Origin of the sequence: Paenibacillus planticolens, from assembly GCF_013141725.1 — a bacterium.
Lineage (GTDB): Bacteria > Bacillota > Bacilli > Paenibacillales > NBRC-103111 > Paenibacillus_E > Paenibacillus_E planticolens.
Genome location: NZ_WHNZ01000042.1, coordinates 305,135 through 329,799, shown reverse-complemented (window position 1 = coordinate 329,799; position 24,665 = coordinate 305,135). Strand labels below are relative to the sequence as shown.

Annotated in this window: 14 protein-coding genes and 2 pseudogenes; 15 read left to right on the top strand and 1 reads right to left on the bottom strand. The window is 47.2% G+C overall.

What is annotated here, in order from left to right:
- Positions 1–192, top strand: a 192-nt coding sequence (locus GC097_RS33945) for a VOC family protein (RefSeq protein ID WP_512699051.1), incomplete at its 5' end; no start/stop codon positions are given.
- A gap of 195 nt (positions 193–387) precedes the next feature.
- On the opposite strand, the gene GC097_RS20650 is transcribed toward GC097_RS33945, so the two are convergent.
- Positions 388–1,275 carry a TetR/AcrR family transcriptional regulator gene (locus GC097_RS20650; protein ID WP_171685186.1) on the bottom strand — a complete coding sequence of 296 codons (888 nt, stop codon included), beginning with the start codon at positions 1,273–1,275 and terminating at the stop codon, positions 388–390.
- Between the two features lie 126 nt (positions 1,276–1,401).
- Between GC097_RS20650 and GC097_RS20645 the strand changes: the two genes are divergently transcribed.
- The 14 genes and pseudogenes from GC097_RS20645 to GC097_RS20585 all read left to right on the top strand — a co-directional run bounded on the left by GC097_RS20645 (position 1,402) and on the right by GC097_RS20585 (position 24,563).
- Positions 1,402–1,974 (top strand): hydrolase, encoded by a 573-nt coding sequence (locus GC097_RS20645; RefSeq protein ID WP_171685185.1) that lies wholly within the window; start codon positions 1,402–1,404, stop codon positions 1,972–1,974.
- 193 nt (positions 1,975–2,167) lie between these two features.
- Positions 2,168–2,374 carry a hypothetical protein gene (locus GC097_RS20640; protein WP_171685184.1) on the top strand — a complete coding sequence of 69 codons (207 nt, stop codon included), beginning with the start codon at positions 2,168–2,170 and terminating at the stop codon, positions 2,372–2,374.
- A gap of 812 nt (positions 2,375–3,186) precedes the next feature.
- On the top strand, positions 3,187–4,008 hold the full coding sequence (locus tag GC097_RS20635) for a helix-turn-helix domain-containing protein (RefSeq protein WP_171685183.1): 822 nt from the start codon (positions 3,187–3,189) through the stop codon (positions 4,006–4,008).
- 100 nt (positions 4,009–4,108) lie between these two features.
- A pseudogene (locus GC097_RS20630) lies at positions 4,109–4,392 on the top strand (alpha-glucuronidase); the annotation flags it as partial.
- 576 nt (positions 4,393–4,968) lie between these two features.
- A complete protein-coding gene (locus GC097_RS20625) occupies positions 4,969–8,247 on the top strand; it encodes an endo-1,4-beta-xylanase (protein WP_171685182.1) in 3,279 nt (1,092 codons plus the stop codon).
- A 252-nt stretch (positions 8,248–8,499) separates the two neighbouring features.
- Positions 8,500–8,631: pseudogene (locus GC097_RS35330) on the top strand (YoqH family protein); the annotation flags it as partial.
- A gap of 170 nt (positions 8,632–8,801) precedes the next feature.
- The gene (locus GC097_RS20620) at positions 8,802–9,788 is read left to right on the top strand and encodes a sugar-binding protein (RefSeq protein WP_171685181.1); all 987 of its coding nucleotides are present in this window, start codon (positions 8,802–8,804) and stop codon (positions 9,786–9,788) included.
- Positions 9,785–11,221 carry a sensor histidine kinase gene (locus GC097_RS20615; RefSeq protein ID WP_171685180.1) on the top strand — a complete coding sequence of 479 codons (1,437 nt, stop codon included), beginning with the start codon at positions 9,785–9,787 and terminating at the stop codon, positions 11,219–11,221. Before GC097_RS20620 ends, GC097_RS20615 begins: the two co-directional genes overlap by 4 nt.
- 19 nt (positions 11,222–11,240) lie before the next feature.
- Positions 11,241–12,806, top strand: coding sequence for a response regulator (locus GC097_RS20610; protein WP_246294364.1), 1,566 nt, complete (start codon positions 11,241–11,243; stop codon positions 12,804–12,806).
- Between the two features lie 216 nt (positions 12,807–13,022).
- Complete coding sequence (xylF, locus tag GC097_RS20605) at positions 13,023–14,138, top strand: D-xylose ABC transporter substrate-binding protein (protein WP_216625830.1); 1,116 nt, start codon at positions 13,023–13,025, stop codon at positions 14,136–14,138.
- Positions 14,139–14,222: 84 nt separating this feature from the next.
- The gene (locus tag GC097_RS20600) at positions 14,223–15,734 is read left to right on the top strand and encodes a xylose ABC transporter ATP-binding protein (protein ID WP_171685179.1); all 1,512 of its coding nucleotides are present in this window, start codon (positions 14,223–14,225) and stop codon (positions 15,732–15,734) included.
- An 83-nt stretch (positions 15,735–15,817) separates the two neighbouring features.
- Positions 15,818–16,933 (top strand): sugar ABC transporter permease, encoded by a 1,116-nt coding sequence (locus GC097_RS20595; protein WP_246294376.1) that lies wholly within the window; start codon positions 15,818–15,820, stop codon positions 16,931–16,933.
- A 153-nt stretch (positions 16,934–17,086) separates the two neighbouring features.
- Complete coding sequence (locus GC097_RS20590) at positions 17,087–17,668, top strand: hypothetical protein (RefSeq protein WP_171685177.1); 582 nt, start codon at positions 17,087–17,089, stop codon at positions 17,666–17,668.
- 616 nt (positions 17,669–18,284) lie between these two features.
- Positions 18,285–24,563, top strand: coding sequence for a glycoside hydrolase family 3 C-terminal domain-containing protein (locus GC097_RS20585; RefSeq protein ID WP_171685176.1), 6,279 nt, complete (start codon positions 18,285–18,287; stop codon positions 24,561–24,563).
- The last annotated feature ends 102 nt before the right edge of the window (positions 24,564–24,665 follow it).

Sequence of the window (24,665 nt, the reverse complement as noted above, 5' to 3'; positions counted from 1 at the left end):
CCTATGTCTGGCACGGCTGATTTATGTTTTATAACGGATATTCAAATGCCCGATGTAATTCATCATTTAGGGGATTACAAAGTAATAATTGAAGAAGGTCCTGTAATAAGAACAGGAGCATTAGGGACGATAACATCTGTTTATGTAAGAGATCCAGATGGAAATCTGATAGAAATTTCTAATTATAACTGAATTAACGGGTTCGATAGTTTGGAGCTGCCATGAGGTAGCTCCACTTTGATGGTATTGAAGTAATCATTTGCAATAGCATATACATAGTGATCTCAAACAATAGAGCGACGGTCGGTGCCACTAAGTGCATAACCAGCGCTCTGATCCTGTACCCACAATTTCGCGAATGTACCTCAGTTTGGACTACGAACCTTTCTAAATACCCGAATGAATAATATTCCTTAACTGGATGACCAGACTTTTAAGCTCCTTCTCTCTTTCCAAATAGTATAGCGAAGCTTGTAGCAACGGGAGATTCGGTTCCGCTTTTCTAACCTCCGTCTGGATAAAATGACAAAGCTTTCTCAGCTCCGAACGATGTTCGGCGCCGGACGGAAGAGCGTTTAGGGCAGAAATCATCTCCCGGAACAGTTCGGTTAGAATCTGCTCTTTTTCCCCTTGGCGGTTCTCGAGCCCCCAGTTTAAATACCTCTCGAACGAAACTGGTTTCAGCAGAGGCTTTAGATCGGAAGCCATCATATGCTTAACGAGCACGTTGAGCTTGTCCAAAATGAACTTAGCCGTTTCCTCTAACGATAACGACTTTTCTTCATAAACAATCCAAAATAGATACTCCTTCAGAATAGCTCGATAGATGGAGACTAAATCCCAAAGATACGGATGGATTTCTTCGCCGTACACATGCAGCAAGCACTCACTATGCCATCGAATGAGCCGCCCTCTAACCTTGTGTCTAAGCGGTTGGAACTTAGGATCCTGTTGGATTGGAAGCTCCGTAAATTCGACCAGAATATGCTTGTACTCAATAAAATAACGGAATCGCAGAATGATCTGCTGTACAAATTGATCTTCCGGCGAAAGTCCAGGTATGCGCGTCAACTCATCGACTTGATCAAAATAGTCGTTATGGCATTGATCAAACACCACGCTGAATAGGTCTTCCTTGGAAGGGAAGAATTTATAGACGGATCCTTTTGCAATACCGCAATCCTCGGCAATATCCTGAATCGTCGTCGAAAGAAATCCACGTTCCTTAAAAAGCTTCGCCGCCGATTTTACAACCTCTTCCTTTGTCACACTCATTAACAAAATCTCCCCACTTGACGAATCATGAATAATGGTACAAAATTTAAAACATCAAGTCAAATGAACTTTAGTTTAATTAATAAAACTATAAGTCATATTTTAAGGATGAGGAGAACAAACGGAATGGAAAAATTATTGGATCCACAAAAAACAGCTTTGGTTGTCATCGATTTGCAAAAATGGCTAGGCAATCAATATGCCCCTTATTCCGCCGAGCAGGTGATATCTAAAGCTGCCGGCTTGGCAAATGCTTTCCGTGAGCAAGGCTCGATGGTTGCCCTAGTCCGGGTATCTAGTAAGGATCTGAAGGATATCCCAAGACCGAAGTTGGATTCGCCTGCGCCACCACTGAATCTGCCTGAGGAGTGGGATGAAATCGTCCCGGAAATGCAGGTCACCGAGACAGACCATATCATCACCAAGAAGCAATGGGGAGCTTTTTACGGAACGGAGCTCGACCTGCAGTTGCGCCGCCGGGGAATCGACACCATTGTCTTATGTGGCATTGCTACCGGGCTTGGTGTGGACACCACCGCGCGAGAAGCGTTTATGCATGGGTATCAGCTGATTTTGGCAATCGATGCCATGACTGGCTTTTCTCAAGCCGAGCACGATTACGTGAAAAATTATATTTTTCCACGCATAGGTCGTACTCGGACAACACATGAAATCATCTCCGCCCTTGCTGAAGCTTAAACCTAATAAGACGTGCCCTTTGATCTATCCGGTTGAGCGAGACGGACATCATGTTCCTCAAACGATTCAAACGGACCCGGAACTTCGTTAATCTAACGGGCAGGAAATTTAAACCATTTAGCGAATGCTATTAACAGAGTCATAAAATTTCCGAATCGACAGCAAACAATCCGTAACGATGGGAGAGAAATCCATGATTCACCATTTTTTAAAGGACGATGTTGGTTACGAGAAATGGTTCGGGAAGAATCCAGAAGGCTTCGTGTTGAACGTGTATGAAGAGAATGTGACGTCGGACAAGATGCATTTGGCTAACTGTTATTATCTTCGATCGGAGAGCGATGAGGGTCGTCGAACTAACGCACATCCTGGTAGTTCACCAACAACAAGCTGCCGATGATTCGACAACCTGTTTAGCTATCGGGCAGGGATTATTTAACGGTATAAAAACGTTGTATTAAAATAAATGTTTGGGGTGCTGAAATGAAGGAGAGACTAAATGCAGGCTATGTCGGCTCATTGCTTCTGTTGATTAAGGATTCTTTTGACAACAAGTATGTCAGATGAAGTGAAGAAAACTTTTCTTGGAGAATACGTACGAACTATGAAGGTAAAGCCACTTTTAAGCAATCTTGATCAGCTAATACGTGATAAGCTTAAAGAGTTTAATGGAATATAATGGACTTCGAAATTCAAGATGCTTGTCTTAAAGTTCGACAAGCAATAGAATGCATACCTCTTAGTGAACCGAAAGACCTGAAAAAAATGGTGTAACAGCGGTAGGCTTCAACAACTGAGGATTGAAATTGTAAAGGTTTTAAGGGGAGTGCAGAGCCAGGTGAAGCCGGGTACGCGGTTCGCCTGTAGGTACTAACCGATGTAGCTACTGCATGAACATCCCGGCCTGGCGCGTATATCGCAAGACTTCTTTTAAATGTCTACAGATAAGCCAAAAAAATGAATCAAATAGTCTTGTCAACAGCCCTCGTTTGCTCACTAGGAGCGCCTAAGGGCTGTTTTTTTATTTAAGCATTTTGCAAAACGCTCGAGCAATTCGTGTGAAAGAAGAATCTAGTATAAATTCATAAATAGCATGTTCTATACTTTACGAAGTAAACTTTCTTGAATCTAGTAATACCCCATAATATAATTAAATTCAATAAGTAGGTATTGGATTAGCTGTATAATTTTATATTGGAAAGGATAATTTCTATGGAATATATCGAAATTAATCCTCAGATTGAATTATTTATCAATAGACACTCCTCACCCACTTGGATTATTGAAGATGCCACAATAGATTTTATCGATTTAACCTATATTTTTAAGGGAAGAGCTTATTACTCCATTAATGGCACTGTACATGAAGTTAATCAAGGTGATCTCATATGTATTCCTAAAGGCAGCCGCCGAAGCGCAACTACTGACCCTACTAATTTAATGACCAGTTATGCACTGAACATTCATCTCTATGATCTGAAAGGTGAAGACGTTCAATTGCCGTTTCCTTTAATTTCGCATATCGGTGAGCCAGAGGAATTGCATTCCTTGTACAATGAATTGACATTTGAATGGTTAAAGAAAAATAAAGGTTATGAATTGAAAGCGCGTGCATTGCTGCTTCTGATTCTTCATTACTATTTCAAGTCTCTGTACTATAAAGGCAACAATGTGAGTATAGACAAACGTATTCAGAAAGCCATTAGATACATATTAAGCAACTTGCAGAATCAAATTGAAGTTGAAGAGCTAGCATCTATTGCAGGTTTGACTACCGCGTATTTTGGAACTCTTTTTAAGAAATACATAGGGGCATCCGTTAAAGAATATATCAATAGAATGAAAATCAATAATGCTGAAAATATTCTCCTAAGTGGTGAGTTTACCGTTCAGGAGGCTGCGTATAAATGCGGTTTTGAAGATATTTATTATTTCAGCAAGTTATTCAAAAAAATAAAAGGTTTTCCGCCATCCAGAATTTTGTTAGAGAATAGAAGATCTGATCGGCAGGAAATTGAAACCCTAAGCAAATAGGATAATATATTCGGACTTATCGCAGAAGCTGCGGTAGGTCCTTTTTTAATTACTATACGGATGTTTAAAAAGACCGATACTATAATAATCTCGTGCAAATTATGGTAGACAGATTTGGAACCCGGAGCTTTCTGCGGAGGAGATCGCCAAGGAATGGGTACTGCTAACGTTCGGCGACATTCCCAACGTTGCGAACTCAATAACGGATATCTATCATGGCCGACCTACGAGAACTATACCGCACCGCTCGATGTAGGATGGATGGTGCAACCACATCTTCATTACGGCGTCGACGTAGACGGTTACGAAAATTCCAAGTGGGGAACGTATCATTTTGCCGACCATGCCGGAATAGGCGTGGATCGGACGACTGCAACCGGCACCGAAAAGTAAAAAAATTGAATTAGACCACTCTGGGATGAAACAATCTTGTAGTGGTTTATTCATGTTCTGCAATGAAGGGATGCCAGAGACAGCGCTAGAAACATATAAAGAGTCTAAGTTGAAACCGCTTTCGAAAAAAATACAAATGATCTATTATCCATCCATGGAGTTAATTATATGGTTTGTATATCATATTATCAGTAGTCAATACAGAGTGGCAGAGCTAAGTAGATAGTCTACATCGTCGGTGACAAACAGCTGAGCTGCATTCAACTGTTAAGGCTGTAGAAGGCCGAGACCTTGTATTCGCTTTCTTGAAAACGCTTTCGGAATCTGCCTACCAACATTAGAGGGAGGTGTTTATATTGATCGTCAAGGCACGTACGACGTAACCCAAGGGGCAAGTGCGCAGTAAGAAACGGAGGGATATTTGATGGTCAATTCATCAAAAAATCCGAAATCTTCAACCAAAACAACATTTTTATTGGTAAAGTTGTAAAAATTCCGAAATCTAAAAATTTGGCGACTCTAAAGCGAGATTTTAGAGGTTGCCTTAAGAAAAGGGGTAAAACTAAGATGAACCGTGAAAAACCCTTAATCAACGTATCCCGTATCCTCGTAATCATCATGCTATTCTCCTTATTCGCGTTTGCCCCTGTCCCGGCCGCTGCGGCCGGAGGCGAACCGACACTTGAACTGAACGACCTCATTGTACAAGCCGAAGCTTTAAAAGCCGGCAACGAGGAATTCCCGCTCCAGATTAGCCACACTAACGACGGATCCGATGTGAACAAAGCTTTCCCTTGGGTATACGCCGACGAACTCAAAGATCTTAATGACACGCTTGAGTTCGCGCGCAATGCGCTCACTCCCACCGGCGAAGCCATAGCCAGCCTTAAAGACGCAATAGTGAATTTCACTGGAAAGATCAAAGCGGACGGTTCAAATCCCTATTTCCGTCTTGATCCGGGTCCTGGTAAAACACCTGTAAAAATTACCGCGCCCACCAATGTCTGGACCTCAAGAACTCCGCTTGACAACCGTGTCCCTGCCGACTTTGCTGGTGGTACATACAAAATGATTCCGTATCCTTTTGCAGATTCCCAAGGCAAAGCTGATGTGCTCCAGATCAATTACGTCCATAACGGAAAAACCATCTTCGGAGGAATGTCCCTTCAATCTCCGATGTCCCCAAGTGTAGATGTCCCCGCAGGCTCAACTATTGAGTTTGATGTGTACTATCCAAAGAGCGCGCAGGGAAAATTCATGAGGTGGAGAATCAGAAATGCCGGTTCTGACATCGATACCTACCTCAGGGAATACGAGTACAACAACCTTAATCCCGACTGGATTGGCAGCTACAACGGTGAAACCTGGTTATTGAAGCACACCAGCATTACCGCCACAACAGGCACTTCCTCGAACTTCATTCTTGAGCTCCATGGCGAGACCGGACGTCCCGCAGAAACCGGTATACTTCTTGTCGCCAACATCAAAATAACCGCACCGGACCCTAACGGCGTTGCGCTTCCTAACGTTATCAACAAGGAAAACCAGAGTGTCGTAACGCCTCTAAAGAATGTTTACAACAGGCAAAATGGTACGTTCATGGTCGGTACAATCGGAACCGGAGCGGTAACCGGAACCAGAGCCAATCACTATGAAATCTTTGTCGATGGCAACAACCTCAAGGCCGATGGAACGCATCCCCGCGGCCCGAGCTGGCTGAAAAGCGTTACTGGCGAGGCTCTGAGCGGCGCAACCACCACCCCTGGTGTAGGTGAATACAGTTTCCCGACCAGCTCATATCAAGCGATCAGGGATTCCGGAACTCCCGGACAGTATAAGTCTCACGCCCACGTTTTGGCATGGTACAACCAGGCCCCTGCATGGATGAGACAGATGATTCCTGCGACCCTCCCCTTGGGATATAATGGAACAACCGATTACTACGGATTGGGCAACGGCGTTACAACCACGGTTAAGGTAGACAAAGAAATGGCCAGAAGAGTGCAGTTTAACCACACAATGTATGTGATGCGGCACTTCCTGACCACAGATACGAAGTATGGCTCAAGTGTATCCCGCGGAGTAATCCCCTTCAATTCATGGGACGTACTCAACGAAGAGGTCCACGAAAGCCGCCACAGCGAAACCATCCCCGCGGATCCGAACAGCTGGAGACAGACACTCAAAAACACTAACTGGCTTTCTGCAATGTCGGATGATCTAATTGGCGGTGACATCTCCGAGCATTACATTTACTTGCTCTTCAAAAACGCGCACATCGCGGCCCCCAACGCCAAGATGGCGGCGGCTTACAAAGCCAACTACGCTAACCTTCCCGAGTACATGAAGCTCGACGGACACGACAACGGTGGCAGCATTGACGCGTATATCGTTAACGATCCTCCGAAACTGACCTATAACGATTACGACATTTCTAATCGCACCAAAGCGAGGACTGTATACAACATGGTTCGCGCACTGAACACAGCATGGCTCTCAGATCCGCTGTATGACGGAAGACCCCTTATCGAAGACATCGGTATCCAGGGACACGATTCGATTGGAAAGACCCTTGCAAGCGATAACCAATATGCCATGGCCCTCTATGCTTCTCTCATTGACGAAGGCCTTCTTTCCGGTATTGCTTACTCAGAACTTGACCTAAAGATGCCGACTACCACCCCAGGCGGCGGCGCGGTCGCTCCCGCAGCGCTCAATGTCAGACAGTCTGACGCCCTTGGTTATCAGTACGCGCTGATGTACAAACTGTTCAACAGGTTCGCCCCTTACATCGATCACATCATCAGCTGGGGCGTAGCCGGTTCAGGATGGCAGGGAAGCTATGTGTTATTTGACAGTCAGAGCAATGCCAATGCCGGCTACTATGGCGCCGTGAATCCGGACAAATTCGTTCGTGGACATTCATACCTGGATGACTTCTTTGCAGGCGAATACGAGAAACTCCAGAAGAGTTATGCAATTGACCTTGGCGATCTTGGAATCTATACACCCGGTAATGGAGAAGCCAAATCGCTTACAGCAACAATCGCAGCTAACAACAGTGTGACACCTGGAAGTACTTTCACAGCAACTGTTAGCTTGGATAGCGTGACACAAAGCGTGTACGCACAGGATATCACGCTAAGCTATGATTCCAGCGTATTCGATTATGTCAGTGCAGCGGGTGCAACCAGTAACATTCAGGTTTTGATAGAAGATACTGCTACCCCTGGAAAAGTGAGAATCATTTCCGTTAATATCGGAGGGGTAGCTGGAACCAGCACACCCGTTTTGAATATAACTTATAAGGTAAAGTCCGGTGTTCAGAATACAACTGGAACCATTGCAGTCTCTCAAGCGATGACTGGCGGTCCTGATGGAACCGAAACCACTGCGGCACTGAGCAGCAAGACTATATCCGTTGGTGCTATTGAACTGGATAAATCTGCTTTGAATGCAGCAATTACGAGTGCACAAACCCTGCACAAAGCGGCTATAGTAGGTACTCAACCTGGCCAATATTCGCAAGCAGCTAAAGACGCACTCCTTGAAGCAATAAACACCGCAATTGCTGTAAGAGACAATGCAAGCGCAACTCAAGCCCAAATTGACAGTGCTTTAGCAGCACTCAACACCTCCATTGATACTTTCAAAGCAACGGCTAATAAGTCTGCAGACATAAACGGAGATGGAGTGATCACCGTAGGTGACCTCGCGATTGTAGCTTATCACTATGGCAAGAACTCCACCAGCGCAGATTGGGCAAAAGCTAAGGTTGCTGATATGAACGACGATAACAAAATTGATATTTGGGATCTTGTGTATGTCGCAACCAATATCAATTAATTCGTTAGTTATACCTTATCCGTAAAATAGCAATCCCAATTACAAAAAAACTGCCGCAATGAAGCGGTAGTTTTTTTGTAATTGGGTCCAGTTGTTCGCTGAAGCTATTAAGTTTCTTCTTCTGAGGCGTTGAAGAAGGTTTCATTGCTGCTTATGAAGGTATTCTTCATATGTTATCGACACTAATGTGCAAAGCTGTGGCACAGTAAGACCTCACGAGTGGGTTTTTAGTCCAATGTGGTGATTAATCCTATGAACGGAATTGCTAATGTGTCTAAGCCTTGCAGTTCAGTCCTTGAACCCGTAAATACAGGCTTTGTAAATGCAAAAGGAGTCGCTCTGGTCTATAAAGTACAATTAACACCAAACTTTCCACTCACCAGCTATTTTGCCTTTGGTTTTTCACTAAAACAAAGTCTTGACGTCGTATGTTACAAACATGCTAACAAATATTGCCGGGCAACAATAAATATTCATGGAAGCTTAAGCCGGTTTCCATATTGTATCCGCTTTCTTTTTCCGCTATGATAAGTGGTAAGTTGAGAGGTGGAAACATGACGGATAAAAAGTGGCTGGTCAGCATCGCGCTGATCATATCGGTGTTCGGCTTCTTATTGATCCGCTTTGCTTCGGAGTCCAGCAAAATCCAGTATATTGTCGATGAACTGAAGGGGGAAAAGGAACAAGCCTTCAAGGGGCGGCATATCGTACTGATAGAGCAGGAGCAGGGGCATCCATACTGGCAGCTGGTGGAGAAGGGGGCGACGGAGGCGGCGCAGGCCGACCATATCGCCATCGAATGCATCGGACCGGTACGTAACAACATGGAGGAGCAGATTAAATTGCTGGAGAAAGCCATCGCTTCCAAGGTGGACGGGATCATCGTGCAGGGGCTGAACGACAACATATTTACGCCCGTGATCAACAAGGCGGTGGAGCGGGGCATACCGGTGCTGACCATCGATACGGATGCTCCAACCAGCAAGCGGCTGGCTTATATCGGAACGGACAATGTAGAAGCGGGCCGGCGTCTCGGGCAGATCGTGGTGCAAACGACCGGCGGAACGGGCAAAATCGGCGTCATTATCGGCAGCGAGTCGGCTGAGAGCCAGCTGCAGCGATTAAGCGGGTTAAGAAGCGTCATCGACGAGTACAAAGGGCTGCAAATTGTGGATGTGCGGGCTTCCAACATCTCCATGATGGAGGCGATCCAGCAGGCGGCGGACATGCTGCAGCTTCATCCGGACATCGGCATGATGGTCGGAACAAGCGCTACGGACGCCTTCGGCATTCTCCAAGCGCAAAAGAGCTTGAAGCGGGACGATATCCGGATCGCCGGCTTTGACGATTTGCAGGAAACGCTGGATGCCATCCGCAAGGGCGAGATTGAAGCGACTGTCGTTCAGCAGCCGTACGGTATGGGGGAGATGTCCGTCCATTTGTTTCATGATTACTTCCAAGGCCGCACGCTTCCTTCCACACAGTTTACCAAGGTGGAGGTCATCGATAAAAGCCAATTGAAAGCGGAGAGATCCCCATGAGCATTCGTTCGAAATTGTTTATTTTTATCCCCTTGCTCGTGCTGCTGATGAGCTTTGTTTCCTATTTTTTGTTCGAAAGCGGCAAGAACGTCCAGGAAAGCTATTACCTGATGATGGACCGCATTCTGCTCTACAAGCAGGTTTCCAAAGAGAGCAAGGAGGTTATGCGGTACTTGAACCGGTACGTTATCCAGATCGATGAGGAGAGCTACCCGGATCTGAGGATGCATTTGGAGGCGCTGGAAGGCTTGAGAGAGCAGTTGGCGAATATGGAAAAAAATGAAGTGAATGCGCTCCCGATTCAAAATTATCAGAATATGATCGATACGTTCCAGGAGCAGACACGGGGCATGATCGGCGGTAAGGAGGCGGATTCCAACGCCAAGGCCGGGGCTTATCTGCAGGCGGAGCAGATCTCCCGTTATATCGGTGAGGACGGTCAGGCGCTAGTGGATTTGGAGCTGGAGCATTACCGGCCGATTTACGAGAACATCATGCTGACCACCGCCAAGATGAACAAGCTTGGCTTGTATTTGGTTTTTACAGTCGCGCTGCTCAGTATTGTTTTCTCGCTATGGCTGTCAAGCAGCATTAGCGGTCCGATCCGTCGTCTCGTTCTTACGGCCAAGCAAATTTCCAAGGGCAAGCTGGATACGAAGGCTCCGGAGCTTTCGACAGGCGATGAAATCGGTATCCTGTGCCAAACCTTCAATCACATGCTCGACAATATTCAGGAACTTATGGTTAAAAACATGAAGGGGCTGGAGAAGGACCGGCTGGTGAAGGAGCTGGAGCTGAAAGCGCTGCAGAGCCAAATCAACCCGCATTTTTTGTTCAACACGCTGAATGCGATCGCGAAGCTCGCCTACATTGAAGGAGCGGAGAAAACGAGCGATTTAACGGTATCCGTCTCGCGCCTGCTGCGCTACAACCTGCAGAAACTGGACCATCCGGTAACGCTTCGGGATGAGGTGCAGCATGCGCTGGAATATTTGGCGATTCAGAAGGCACGGTTCCGCGACCGGATTCAGTTTGTAACGGAGATTGACGAAAGGGCCATGGAGCAGATCGTTCCTTGTTTGACGCTGCAGCCGATTTTGGAAAATGCACTCGTGCACGGCATTGAAGATATGGAGGAAGGTGCGCTATTAAAGCTGGGCATCGCCTGCCGGGAAGACCGGGTGCTCATCGAGATCGCCGATAACGGAGCCGGCATGAGCGAGGACATCAGAACCATGCTGCTTCAATCCATCGTGAAGGATGTTCCGCGGCCGCATAGAGGGAAGGAACAATCGACGGGGCTTGGGACGGTGAATGTCTTCAAGAGGCTGCAGTTGTTTTACGACGGAATGCAGAGCATCGAGATTATCAGCGCTGAAGGAGAGGGTACGACAATCAGGTTTTATCTGCCGCTGTCTACAGGTGCGGCTTGAACCGGAAAAGGGGAAGTGAATGATGTACAGATTGCTGATTGCCGATGATGAAGCTTTGGAGCGGGAGGGCCTCGAAATGATGGTCAGCCGCATGCTGCCGGGCCAGTTTGAGTTTATTCATGCGGAAAACGGGCGCAAGGCGATTCAAATGGCGGACGAGAAGCGCCCCGACTTTATTTTTATGGATATCAAAATGCCGGGAATACAGGGCTTGGAGGCCGTGCGCGAGATTATTTCACGTCATCAGGGGGTGCGGATCATTCTGGTGACGGCTCACGATTATTTCGCTTACGCGAAGGAAGCGCTGTCGCTCGGTGTGAAGGATTACATCCTGAAGCCCGCCAAGCGCGATGAGCTGATAGATGTGCTGCGTAAGCAGGCAGCCGAACTGGAGGAAGAGAAGCGCAGACGCGGGGAGGAGCTTGAGATTCGCGAGAAGCTGACCCGGCTGCTGCCACTGGCGGAGAATGAGCTGACGATGATGCTGATGATGGACTGCATCCAGGAGCTTGATCTGCGGTATCTTGTGGAGCTGCTGAATATAAGCTGGGAGCAGGGCTATGCGATGGTACTGTCCTTTCCCTTCGGGGAGCGGAAGGATTGGGAACAGCTGCAAAGCGTCCGAAAGGTCCTGTACGAAGATCTCAAGCAGTACGCCAAGCTGCAGCTTGCCTGCATGGTCTCTCCTATGATCGGTAACCGGTTGGCGGTTTTCGTCCCGGTTCCGTCTTATGGTGCGGGCTTTACGAACCGAGTGGATGCCCTTGTGTTTGGGGAACGGCTGCAGGCCTTCGCTGAACACCGATTCAGGTTGTCCCCGTCCATCGGGATCGGCACGGTCGGGGAAGGGATGGAGGGGCTTCGCCGCTCCTACCAGGAAGCGGCCGCCGCCTCGGCGGACTCCTCGGATGTCGTACGCATTCGGCATTATGAAGATATTTGCCAGCGCGACGGTATGCCGGGTATCGCGCTCGATGAGGAAAGAAAGCTGCTGGACGCGCTGCAGCGGCAGCATAAGGAAGAAGCACGTATCCGCTTCTTGGATGTGCTGGAACGTCTGATCGCCGGCTCCGGGGCTGACGACCGTGTATGCCGGGATGAGGTCGTCGCGTTATTGATTTCCTTGGCCCGGCAAATATCGCATCGGTCCCCGGCGGAAATCGTCTCCCGCTTCGCCGGGGTGGCGGGGATGGCCTCCCTGCGCCAGGCCGCAGCAGAGCAGCTGGAGCGGATGCTCGAGGATATGACCGAGGAGCGCCGCCAATTCCGCGTGATCGAGCGGGCGAAGTCGTATATCGGCGAGCAATACAAGTCCGATATTTCCATGGAGCAGACGGCGGAATACGTGAACCTGAGCCCGTATTATTTCAGCAAAATATTCAAGCTGCATACGGGGGAAACGTTCATCGATTACGTAACCCGGCTGCGGATTGATGAGGCCAAGCGGCTGCTGGAAAGTGAGGAGCTCAGCTTTAAAGAGATATGCTATATGGCCGGCTACAACGATCCGAACTATTTCAGCCGCATTTTCAAAAAAACGACGGGAGTCACGCCGACGGAATACCGTCAGCAGCTCAGCCCTTGAAGTCCTTGCTCCGGCAAGGACTTTTTTGCTTTCCTGCACAAAATGGTGCTGGAAACTGAAAATATTTGAATCCGTTTTCATATTCGGTCAAATGAATGCTGATAGAGGACAAAGGAGTGCGGACCGCCGATGTAGCGAGTCCGCTTTTGGCGCTGATACAATAAATTGTGTAAGCGGAATCAATTCGCTTAACCAATTAGAGGGGGAAACCTGGACATGAACAAATGGTTGAAAAGATCGGGTTTTGGCATGGCGACGCTGGTGCTGGCCGCTTCCGTAGCGGGCTGCGGCATCGTATCGGACAACAGCAAGGAGACGAAGGATCCGGCGGCAGCACCTAGCCAGACCGCTGCAGGAGCTAAAAATAACGGCAAGATCGTCATCGGCATGTCGATGGACACATTGAAGGAAGAGCGCTGGCAGAAAGACCGCGACATCTTTACGGAAAAAGTGAAAGAGCTCGGCGGGGAAGTCAAGGCGCTGGCGGCCAACGGAGATGACGCCACGCAGATGAGCCAAGCGGAGCAATTGATTTCTCAGGGCGTGAACGTGTTGGTCGTTATCCCGCATAATGCGGAAGCGACGGCTCAGATTGTGGAAAAAGCCCACAAGGAGGGGATCAAGGTCATCTCCTACGACCGTCTGATCAAAAACTCCGATGTAGATTATTACATCTCCTTTGATAATGTCAGGGTTGGCGAAATGCAGGCTAAAGCCGTGACCGACAAAGTAGCGAAGGGCAATTTCGTCTACATCGGCGGTGCAGATACGGACAATAACGCCCACATGTTTAAAGAAGGAGCAATGAATATCCTCAACCCGTTGAAGGAAAAGGGCGACATCAAGATCGTGTACGACCAGTTCTCTAAGGATTGGAAGCCGGAAGAGGCACTGAAAAACATGGAGAATGCGTTAACTGCCAACAAAAACAACATTCAAGCGGTGGTTGCGGCTAACGACGGTACGGCAGGTGGAGTCATTCAGGCGCTTACGGCGCAAGGGCTGGCGGGTAAAATCCCGGTATCCGGACAGGATGCCGATTTAGCGGCCGTTCAGCGCATCGCCCAAGGCACGCAAACGATGACGGTGTACAAACCGATTAAATCGATCGCCACGAAGGCGGCGGAAATGGCTGTAGCGCTGGCGAAGCAAGGCCAAATCGCAGATGCCGGGAAAAAGGTCAACAACGGAAAAATCGATGTTCCTTCCGTCCTGCTGGATCCGATCTCCGTTGACAAATCGAACCTGGTGGACACGGTCATCAAGGACGGCTTCCACAAGCTGGAGGATGTGTACAAGAACGTGCCGAAGGACCAATGGCCAAAGCAATAACGGGATTCGAATGCGGGGTAAGGCGCCGTCACCTGGCTGCCTTACCCCTTCCTCAAAAGTAACGATCCGATAGGAGCTGGGAAGATGCACGTATTGGAAATGATCGATATCTCGAAGGAATTTCCCGGCGTCAAAGCCTTGAGCGGTGTAAATTTTAAGGTGCGTCAGGGGGAAATCCACGCGCTCTGCGGTGAGAACGGAGCGGGCAAATCTACTCTGATGAAGGTGCTGAGCGGACTTTATCCAGCCGGCACATTTACGGGTGAAATCCGGGTCAACGGCGTGAAGCAGGAGTTCCGTTCCATCGCCGATGCAGAGAAGGCCGGTATTGGCATCATCCATCAGGAGCTTGCACTTGTGAAGGATATGACGATCGGGGAGAACATTTTCCTGGGGGCTGAGCCTACCAAGCGAGGTGTCATTCAATGGGATGATCTGTATTACAATGCCGCACTTTGGCTGAAGCGTGTCGGTCTCCATGTCAGACCGGATACGCGGGTCGGCTCGCTCGGCATCGGCCAGCAGCAGCTTGTCGAAATCGCCAAGGCGCTGTCCAAGCATACGAGGATCCTCATTCTGGATGAACCGACCGCCGCTCTGACGGAGAGCGAGGTCGAGATTCTGATGGGCATTCTCCATCAGCTTCGCGAGAATGGGGTTTCCTGCATTTACATTTCGCACAAAATGCCCGAGGTGTTCCGTCTTGCCGACAGCATTACGATCCTGCGGGACGGTCGGACTATAGCGACGCTGGACAGGTGCGACACGAATGACGATGAAGTCGTCTCCTTGATGGTGGGGCGCGAACTGACCGAGCGATATCCCCGCGTCGCGCACACCCCCAAGGAAACGGTGCTTGAAGTGAGCAACTATTCCGTATGGCATAAGGAAAAAGACGGCCACCGCGTCATCCGCAACGTCAGCTTAGCTTTGCGCAAGGGGGAGATCTTAGGGATCGCCGGCTTGATGGGAGCGGGAAGGACGGAGCTCGTTACGAGCTTGTTCGGGGCCTATGAAGGAAGGGCCGAAGGGGAAGTGAAGATTGACGGCGAGCCGGCGAGGATCCGCTCGGTAGCCGACGCCATCCGGGCCGGAATAGGGCTAGTGACCGAGGACCGCAAGCGTCAGGGGCTCGTATTGTCCATGGACGTGAAAACCAACACGACCTTGGCTACGATGGATCGAGTTTCCAGGTACGGCGTGATCAACGATAACGAAGAGATCAAGTGGGGCCAGAAGTATGTACAGGAATTAAAGACCAAGACGTCGTCGTTGGACACTCCCGTGAGCACCTTGTCCGGGGGCAACCAGCAAAAGGTCGTCATCGGAAAATGGCTCATGTCCAATCCGAAAATTTTGATCATGGACGAACCGACACGAGGAATCGATGTCGGAGCAAAGTATGAAATTTACAACCTGATGAACCGGCTGGTCGATCAGGGCGTGGCCATCATCATGATTTCCTCGGAGCTGCCGGAGATTCTCGGGATGAGCGACAGGATACTTGTCATGAGCGAAGGACAATTCGTCCGCGAGCTGGATTATCGCGAAGCGACCCAGGAAAATATTATGCTGGCCGCTACAGGAGGGAAATAACGATGCAACCTGCCACACACACTACGGAAACGACGAGCTCTGTCAGCCCTAACCGGCCGGCATGGAAAAGCTTGTTCGGCAACATGGATGCGCGCGCTTATACAATGGTAGGCGCCTTGATTTTGATTTGGCTGCTTTTCGGCTTATTGAACGATACCTTTCTCACTCCGCGAAATTTGTCCAATCTGTTCACGCAGATGTCCGTAACCGCCATTCTCGCGATCGGCATGGTGCTTGTGATCGTCGCCGGCCATATCGATTTGTCGGTAGGCTCCATCGTCGGGCTGACCGGTGGGATCGCCGCCATACTCAGCAATTGGTGGGGCATGCCGGCAGGCGTCGTCATCTTGGGGACGCTGGTGGCGGGGGCGATTCTCGGTATCTTCCAAGGGTGGCTCGTCGCTTACAAGGCGGTGCCCGCCTTTATTGTCACGCTAGGGGGCATGCTCGTCTTTCGCGGGGCCTTGATGGGCGTGACGAAATCGACGACGATTTCGGTGTCCGATCCGGTTTTGGCGTTAATGGGCAACGCCTACTTCGCCAAAGGCTTCGGCTTGATTCTCGCCGTATTGGCCATCGCCGCCATCGTCTGGTCGACGTTCAGCAGGCGGAGATCCCAGCTTAAATACGGCTTCGGCGTGCAGCCTCTGGGAGTGGATATCTTGAAGGCGGCCGGTTATAGCCTGCTGGTGGTTTTGTTCGTGCTCGTCGTGAACAGCTACAAGGGCATCCCGTTTCCGATTATTTTCGTCATCGTGTTAGCCTTCTTGTTTTCCTTTATAGCTACGAGGACGACTTTCGGCAGGCACATATACGCACTTGGCGGCAACGTGGAGGCGGCGCGTCTGTCCGGCATCAATATCAAAAAGAAAACAATGACTGTCTTCATGTTCAGCGGTCTGCTGGCCGCTATCGCCTCGATCGTGCTGACATCCCGCTTATCGTCGGCCACCATCTCGGCGGGCAACATGGCGGAGATGGATGCGATCGCCGCCTGCGTCATCGGGGGGACTTCACTGATGGGAGGCTCGGGCAAGGTGTCCGGAGCGATCATCGGTGCCCTCGTGATGACGTCTCTCGACAACGGCATGTCACTCATGGGGTTGGAATCGTTCTGGCAGTATGTCGTGAAGGGAAGCATTCTCGTATTCGCCGTATGGCTGGACATTTCAAACAGAAATAAAAAAGCGGCTAAATAAGAGTTCCGCCCGTCATTTTCCGATGGCGGGTTTGGGCATTGCCTTTCGCGTTACTGGGGTAGAGAGCGACATTAGCAAGATTGCATTTTATACAATGTTACTTGAGAAATGTTCGGAAGCTAAGCGATTCTGCTGCACTTTGTACAATAAACCTTGCCTATATGCCCTCGCAAAGGCCATGGCGGAAAGCGGGACGATGCCGCAAATGGGGGGCAGCCGCACGGATACCGGAACGCCTACATCAATAAGCTAAGCATTGATGCAAACGGCGTCATCCAGAATATTACCGGCGATTATGCAGGAGTTCCACAGCTGAAGAATTTTGATCCCTATACAAGGGTAGAGGCTGAAACGATAGGCTGGAACGGAGGAATATCCACTGAAGTTGCGAGTGGTTCCACCAGCGGAACCATTGGAGCAGGCGCCCATCTAGACGGCAATCTTCTGAAGCTTCATTGGAAAGCAAAATCCGATACCCAAGCTTCCGCTGCTGCGATTTCCTTATCCAAAGCTGTCATTGCAAATGAAGCCGGCGTCGAAAATGAATTGGGGAGCTCGGTATATATGGTTCAGCTGAACAACGTAGTAGTTGACAAAACAGCCCTCGGAGATTTGGCGATCGCTGCCGCAGCTTACGGCATGACCTCGGCGGATCCGAACTGGTCCAGCTACAAGAATGCCGATTTGAACAACGACGGCAAGATCAACATCGCCGGACCTAGCTGCTTTGGCTAGGGAAATGCTTGAATAGGTTGCATGAAAGGTCACATTTACTAGTACAAAATAATGCTAGAAATTGAAAAGTATTGTATCCGTTTTCATATTGGGTTAAATGAATGCTGATAGGGGGCAAAGGAATGCAGACTGCCGCTGTAGCGGGCCCGCCTTTGATGCCGATACAATAGATCGTGTAAGCGGAATCAATTCGTATAATTAATAAGTGGGGGAAACCGGAAATGAACAAATGGTAGAAAGATCGGGTGGTAGTATGGTGGCAGAAGGCAATACTCTAGAGGCAATCTTATGGAGTTTTGTTGGAGAGATATCCAAAGCAATCTGCAGGCGGCTATCATCAACATCGCGGGCCTTGGGGCAATGGCAAGGCGCAATCTGGCAGTAGGGGTGAAGTGCGCAAATGTTGATACGAAATGTATCAGAACCAAAGGAGAGTACTACTTGTGGCCTTCCTTTTGGAAATTACTTTCGGAATATATGGCGGAGAAGCAGTTTACAGTAATGAATCTAATAATTACTCTTGTAGGCACTTGCATTTTTAGGAAAAAGGTAGGATAAGTTTTAGCTTGTAGGTAGCTATCATCGAATCAGTAGTCATGGGGGGGAAAGGAAAAAAATGCTAAAAAAAGGGAAACGGTTTATTTCTATTACATTATGTGTTGCTATATGTACAACACCACTATTAGCAGGGCAGCCTTCTCAAAGAAGTTATGCAGCTGAGCCTGCACCACAGACATTGCCGATTTATATGGATTCTGAGCACTATTCCTTTAAGGAAAGGGCAGCAGACCTGATTTCAATGATGTCTATTTCACAGAAGGCATCTCAAATGAACGGAAGCGCATCGCCATCAATCACTCTTTCCGACGGCAAAGTAATTCCTTCATATGGCTGGTGGAATGAGGCGTTGCACGGTGTATCCCGGTACCAGCTTAATGCTTCTGGTAACGCGACAACCATCAATAATGCAACTTCATATCCAATTGGGCTTTCCATGGGAAGTTCATGGGATCCAGAGCTTATGCACAAAGTAGCAACGGCTATTAGTGATGAAGCTCGTGAAACAGCTCCTGATAGTGACCGTATGTTAACCTTTTACTCACCAACTATCAATCTAGCTCGTGATACGCGTTGGGGACGCACGGATGAAACCTTTTCTGAAGATCCCTTGTTAACAGCTGGAATTGCCGGGCAGTTTGTAAATGGTCTGGAAGGTAAGAATATGGACGGTAGCCTAATTGATCCCAATGGGTACTTAAAGACTGTAAGTACCATAAAGCATTATACTGCGAATAATTCTGAAGTAAACCGTCTGAATGGCAGCTCTGATGTAACAGGTCGGGAGCTCAGAGAGTTCTATACTAAACCTTATAGAGAGATTATTAAAAATACGGATGTTACCTCTATTATGAGCTCTTATAATAGTGTTAATGGTACACCGGTTACATTAGACCGAAATTTAATGGAAACATTTCTTCGTCAAACCTTTGGGTTCTCCGGTTATGTAACAACGGACTGCGATAGTATAGCTATGGCTGTGTCACCATCCAGACAGAACTATATGTATCCTGGAATGACCAGGGCAATGACTACGCAAGAAGGATACGCATGGGCTGCAATGTTTGGTACGAATCTAGTATGTAATGCAGGGTATGCCGGCTCTAGCTATGGCGCAGAACTTCCAGGAGCAGTAGCAGCAAAACTTCCTACTCCTTCAGGCATATTCACAGAGAATGCGATAGATGTAGATTTGCTTGATCTGTATACTACTCGAATGAAACTGGGCGAGTTTGATGATACGGTTAGAAATGCAGCAGGCATCATTCAATCATCGACAAACAAAGTTTCCTGGTATGATGATGCAATTGCTAGAAGAACTGCTTTAGGAAATGGAAGCTTGTGGACGTTTAATTCGGGTACCGGCGGTGACGGTAAGAACATGACTCAAGAAAGATCTGATATTGCTCGTCAAGCAGCAGCAGAATCCTTGATCTTGTTAAGAAACAATCTAGTCGCATCAAATGGTAACAAACCAGTGCTTCCAATCAATGTGCCTTCAACTGGTGAATTTAAAGTTGTCGTGTATGGTCTTAATGCTAACTACAATACAACAAATAATAGCTTTTTCTTAGGTGGTTATTCTTCAGGTTCCGGCGCTAGCGGCATCGCTAAAATGGTAAACCCTTATAATGGTATCAAAGCAGAAATTCAAAAAATCAATCCCAATGCTGTGGTTGACTGGAAAAAGGGCTTCACCAATACTGGTACAACTTATGCAGGTATGACGACACTAGATAATGCAGCGATTGATCTTGCTTCAGGTTATGATTTAGCTATCGTTGCTCTTGGCACAGAACAAGCAACTGCTGCTGAGGATAGTGATAGAGGCGGCAATACAAACCCTAATAACACATTACCAGGAGCGCAGCTGGCGCTGGCTAATGCTGTTGCCGCGAAAAATCCTAAAACGGTCACCGTTATTGAAAGTACCAGCCCAGACGACCTATCAACTTTATCTGCAGATGTTCCTGCCCTGTTATGGAGTGGATACAACGGTCAAGTTAAGGGATTGGGACTAGCAGATGTTTTGCTAGGTAAATATAACCCGAGTGGGCGTACATCAACCCTTTGGTTCAAGAATGACCAATTCCCTAGCATAAGAAGCTACAGAATTACACCTGGACCTGATACCTATAAAACAGGTAATAATACAAGTGCATCCACAAAGGTTACTACCCCTGGTCGCACATATATGTATTATGATGGATCAAGAGGAGCTCCTCTCTACAGTTTTGGATATGGAATGAGCTATTCAAACTTCGCATATTCCAATATGACAGTTACTGGTTTAGGCGCAGGGGATTCTGTTGATGCTAACGGTACGATCAATGTCTCTATGAAAGTCACGAATACAAGTGATAGAGACGGAAATGATATTGTAGAGCTTTATGCTTCAACACCAGACTCTACCCAAACAGGTGTTAATCAACGTCCTATCAAACGTCTTATTGGATTCAAGAAAGTAATGGTAAATGCAGGGCAAACAGTTCCAGTTACCATAACCGTTAAAGTGCCAGACTTACGTTTTTATGATGAAGCAGCAGGCAAATGGGTTATGGATACAGGCAGATACAATTTGCAGTTCAGCACATCGAGTGCAGATGCGGATATTAAACTTAACAAGGATATTTTTGTTACAGGCTCATTAGCTTCTAAGTTAAGTGTTGTAACAGCAAAACCTCGTCAGGACAGTGACGTGGCATTAGATATCCCAACTCGGGTATTCTTCGACAAAGGAAAGACTGTACTTCCACAAGTCACGGTTGCAATGAATGATGATACGCTATATGGATATATTGCCAAGGGTTCCAGCAAAGCTATGCCAGCTGGAATGACCGTAACATATAGCAGCAATAGACCTGGGGTGGTCTCAGTAGCTGGCGATCAAATCACTACTGTCGCAGCTGGCGTCGCAACGATTACCGCAACCGTTAGTTATGCAGGAGAACAGCGTTCAACTGACTTTATAGTCTATGTTAATCCTGCTATCACTCTTAAAGACCTCAAGATTAATGGGACTACAGTTAGCGGTTTTGATCCTTCCATAAAGCAGTATAATGTAGTAGTTCCTTTCGAACAGAATGTAGCTCCAGTGGTAGCGGCTACTTCTGCTAACGCCGATAGCGTTGTAACAATCGTGCAAGCTAATGGTATTCCTGGAACAGCAAAGATTACAGTAACCGATTCAACATTTAGTAGGGTTTATACAGTTAGTTTTGGTCGGCCACCGGTAAGTGCTGAATTCAAAGGAGCAACAGCTTTAGATAGTCACTACTCCATCGTAAGACAAGATTCGGATTATTCTTTCGACACGAATACTGGAGTGACTATCAGAACAAAACAGGCAGCAGTAAATGCAGTTCAGAACTTAGTTATGCAGCCAGCGATTGGCGATTTCGTATCGCAGACTGCTATGAATTTTTCAGCCACTCCTACTGTTAACAATCAGCAAGGCGGGTTGATCTATTATCAAGATGACTCTAATTACGTAAAACTTGTTTATGAACGTTCTACGGGAACTACAAACCGAATTGCATTGTATAATGTCGTCAATGGAACAGCGACCGTAGTTACGGGCAACACAAATTCAGCTGGCAACACAAAGATGTATTTACGTCTGATTAGAAACAATGGGACGATTTCAGCACAATGGTCCGCTGACGGTGTCACTTGGTCTAGTTATTCCGGAACAGCTGCAGTGAATTTCGCTGCACCACAATTAGGCCTAATAGCAACTAATGGTAATGTAAGCGCGAATGCACTCAATGTATCTTTTGAATACTTGAGAATTGCAAGCATTGATGCATTAAATCCTGTGGCGGATAAAATCCAAAAGGGTGGAGTAGATATTCCAGGGTTTGATCCGCGCATTACAACCTATGATGTAGTTGTACCAAAGGATGCATTGCCTGGAGATTACGAGTACTCAGTAGAGTGTGGAGATGGTTTAACGTGTTTCGTGAACCAAGCAACAACCATTCCTGGCAATGCCACTGCTGTTATAACTAGTCCTTTCGGTACAACAACATATACCTTTAAGCTTAATTATCGGGCTGAAAGCTTCAACTTTGTTAATACAACATCTGAGAATTTGTCAAACTTCTGGACAATTCTTAAACAAGATGCTGCTAATTACTCATTAGTACAAGGTAAGGGACTACGTCTTCCTACATTAACGGGGGATATCTATCAAACAAATGCCGCTTGGAATAACGTATTTACAGCCCCTGCTGGTGGTGATTGGGATATTGTTACTAAGGTCCACTATCCTGTAGCACCATCTGCAACCTATCAACAATTTGCGTTCTTAGCTTGGCAGGATGAGGATAACTATGTAAAGCTGGATGCCGAAAACAACGGAAGTGGTATTCTAGTCCAATCTGGACGTGAAGTCAATAAGGTATTCACTTCATCTGGAACAAGTGCTGTTAATGCCAATGGAAACGCCGCTTTAACCGTTTATCTAAGAATGGCTAAGACCGGAAATAGTTACCAGTGCTCATATTCGTTGGATGGCATTAATTATACAAATGTAGGTGCAGCAATTAATTTAAGCCTTAACAATATCAAATTGGGACTATTCGCAACGAAGAACACAGCTAGTAGCCCAGTAATAGATACCTATGTAGAATATGTTCAGGTACTGAATACAAATGATGCACTACCGGTCACTCCAGCTCAAATGAAACTTAATGCTGCAACCAAAGTTTCTGAATATGTTAGAACGCTATTACCCAAAAGCGTACAATTTAGTGAAGGATCAAACACTGTACAACTCGTTAATAGCATCACTCCAACGTATACCATCAGCTACGGTTCAAATGATGCGAGTATCCTCTCTGCAACAGGTAGTGTTACTCAATCTGTCTACACAAGAGAAATCACGTACACGTATACGATTTCTGATGGAACTAACAATGTAGTAAGTACTCCTATTCACTTAAGCGTACCTGGATCGGAAGGATCAGCACCTCAAGTTGATGCAAAGGCCAGCATTAGTGGCCCTTCATCGCCAGTGGTCGTGGGTCAAGAGGTTAACCTTCCGGTTGGCGTTACTGGGTTGACTCATAATTTTAATATTCTAAGTGCGGAGTTAAAGTACGATCCGGCTATGATTGAGTTTGCTACTTCACTGAATAATGGTATCAACGTCTTGCAAGCAGGTTCAGTTACTTCTTTACGGACTGGACTCCAAGTTCTTGAGACAGCTGTGAAACCGGAAGCTGGAGAAATCCTGATTATTATGGGAATCCCAGGAACATTCTTAACAGGTGATGGGGATTTATTCGTTCTTCACGGCAAAGCCAAGGCTAATGCCGCTGCCGGGACTACAAATGTTGCTGTAACCAAGCAGGAAATGGTCGGTGACGAGAACCATTATTCATTACTCGACACATCTCAGGCTACGGTTGGCATACAAGTTGTGCAGGCAGATAAGTCGGCATTGATTGCTTCAGTTGCAGCCGCGCAAGCACTTCTTAATGCAGCGGTTGAAGGAAATCAAGAGGGCCAATATCCAGTTGGTTCCAAAGCAATCTTACAAGCTGCAATTGATAGTGCATCAGTAGTGGTGCAAAATGGAGCTTCGACACCATCTGACGTTGCTAATGCACTTGTTACATTGGATAATGCAGTTACAAGCTTCACTGGTTCGATTATCCATATCAATAAGGCGGCATTGAATACAGCAATTACAGATGCTCAGCAAGTGTTGAACTCTGCAGTGGAAGGATCAGCGCCGGGTCAATATCCAACGGGTACGAAGGCTGCACTTCAAGCTGCGATTGATGCTGCAATCGGTGTCCGTGATAGTATTACGGTAACACAATCTGATGTGAACTTAGCAGTGTCGACATTAACGACAGCAGTGAGCACATTCAGAGCTAGCGTGAATCCAACGACTTCACCTTCAGTTGATTTAGAAGCATTAAATCAAGCGATTGCTGCAGCTCAAGTTAAGGTTTCTAAAGCTACAGCGGGCAACAAAATCGGTCAATATCCAGAAGTTGCAATCATGAACCTTCAAGCAGCTATTGATGCAGCGAACAACGTGAAGATCTACAGTGGAGCTACACAGTCGATGGTTGATGCAGCGGTAGTAACATTGAATGATGCTACATCAACATTCACAACGAAGATTGTGACTCTTGTACCTGGAGAGACCTCCATTACGATTCAGGATCTGTCGATACTTGCTAAATATTACGGTGTTAAGAAAGATCAACCTGATTGGGATAAGGTAGAGAAGGCTGATTTGTTCGATAATCATGAGATTACGATTCTTGAATTAGCAGCAGTAGCACGTATGATTGTAGCGAATTGGCTTCAGCAATAAACAATTGATAAAAGTGGAGTAAAGAGGGGGGCGCTTCTGCGCCTTCCTCTTCAGTTAATGAAGGGACGAATCGCATATTGAAACGTACATTCTTAATACTGT